The following is a 1,476-nucleotide window of genomic DNA, read 5'->3' on the forward strand; positions in this document are numbered from 1 at the left end:
CTCACCCAGTTCGTCGAGGCGGCCCAGCGCCCCGGGCGGCACGACCTGACGTTCCCGGCGTGCCTCCGCGTCACGGCGCACACCGCCGTCGGGACGCTCGATCAGATCGGTGAAGTCGTCGAGATTCAGCGAGCTCATTCGCCGAACAGTACCGGCCCCGGTCGAACAGGACGGTGCCACGTCGGCGCCACACCCGTACGGCGTCTTTCCGCCCGGTACCCCGATCCCCTACGTTCCTTTGCGCCGACTTTGTAGTGAATTGTTCAGCAGGCCGTTTCAACGAATCGTCCTCGCCCCCGGGAGCCGCCCATGCCGCCTCTGCCGTACGCCCCGCGGTTCTACGACCCGCGCCGCATCGCGTACGCCTCCGAACTCGCCCAGGGCACGCACCGCTTCCAGGAGCCGCCCCGCGAGGACTGCCCCTGGTGCGGCTCCCGGCGGCTGCGCACCCGGCTGCGCGCCCCGGACCTGCTCCAGCACAAGCCGGGCGCGTTCGCGCTCCACCAGTGCCGGGACTGCGGCCACGCCTTCCAGAACCCCCGCCTCACCCCGGCCGGGCTGGCCTTCTACCACCGGGACTTCGACGAGACCGACCCGGAGGGGTTCGCCGACCCGGCGCTCGCGGCCCGCCGCGGCCCCCGGCGGCACCGGACGGACGCGCACCTGATGCGAGGCGTCGGGGAACCGGAGGCCTGGCTGGACGTCGGCACCGGCCACGGCCACTTCCCCCGGGCCGCGCAGGAGGTGTTCCCGTACACCTCCTTCGACGGCCTGGACCCCACCCCGCGCGTGGAGCGGGCCCGCGCGGCCGGCCGGGTCGAGGAGGCCCACGTCGGCCACCTCGCCGACCCGCACGTCGCCGAGCGCCTGCGCGACCGCTACGACGTGGTCAGCATCTTCCACCACCTGGCCCATGTGCCGGACCCCCGCGCCGAGTTGCGCGGCGCCCTGACCGCGCTGCGCCCCGGCGGCCACCTGCTGATCGAACTGCCCGACCCGCGCTGCCTGTTCGCCCTGCTGCTGGGCAAGTGGTGGCTGCCGCACGGCCAGCCGCGCCATCTGCACCTGCTGCCCCTGCGCAACCTGCGCGCGGAGCTGGAGTCCCAGGGCTGCACGGTCCTGGTCACCGACCGCCGCACCCCGCACACCCCGGGCGACCTGTCGGCAGCCGTCGCCCTGGCCCTCACCCACCTCCTGCCCGCCGCCGACGCGCCCTGGCACGACACCCCGCCGACCACCCTCCAACGCGCCCTGCGCGCGGTCCTGTCCACCGTGACCAGCCCCCTGGTGGACGCGGCCACCGTCCTGGACCTCCTCCTGTCCCCCCTCCTGCGCCGCACCCCCGGCCTGTCCAACGCCTACCGCGTCATCGCCCGCGCAGCGTGACGGCCTGGCCCGCCACCACCAGCAGCACGTGTTCGCACTCCGCCGCGAACGCCGCGTTCAGACGGCCCAGTTCGTCGCGGTAGCGGCGGC

Annotated in this window: 2 protein-coding genes and 1 pseudogene; 1 reads left to right on the forward strand and 2 read right to left on the reverse strand. The window is 74.5% G+C overall.

Going from position 1 to position 1,476, the window contains the following annotated elements:
* Positions 1 to 180, reverse strand: a pseudogene (locus tag RH94_RS44475) (nicotinate-nucleotide--dimethylbenzimidazole phosphoribosyltransferase); the annotation flags it as partial.
* Positions 181 to 309: 129 nt separating this feature from the next.
* Here RH94_RS44475 and RH94_RS24450 point away from each other — a divergent pair.
* Positions 310 to 1,386, forward strand: a complete 1,077-nt coding sequence (locus RH94_RS24450; RefSeq protein WP_079189162.1) for a class I SAM-dependent methyltransferase — start codon at positions 310 to 312, stop codon at positions 1,384 to 1,386.
* Here the strand turns inward: RH94_RS24450 and RH94_RS44480 are convergent.
* On the reverse strand, positions 1,367 to 1,476 hold a 110-nt coding region (locus RH94_RS44480), incomplete at its 5' end, for a bifunctional adenosylcobinamide kinase/adenosylcobinamide-phosphate guanylyltransferase (RefSeq protein ID WP_234426011.1). The two genes, RH94_RS24450 and RH94_RS44480, sit on opposite strands and share 20 nt — an antisense overlap.

Source organism: Streptomyces kebangsaanensis (assembly GCF_001906585.1).
GTDB lineage: Bacteria > Actinomycetota > Actinomycetes > Streptomycetales > Streptomycetaceae > Streptomyces > Streptomyces kebangsaanensis.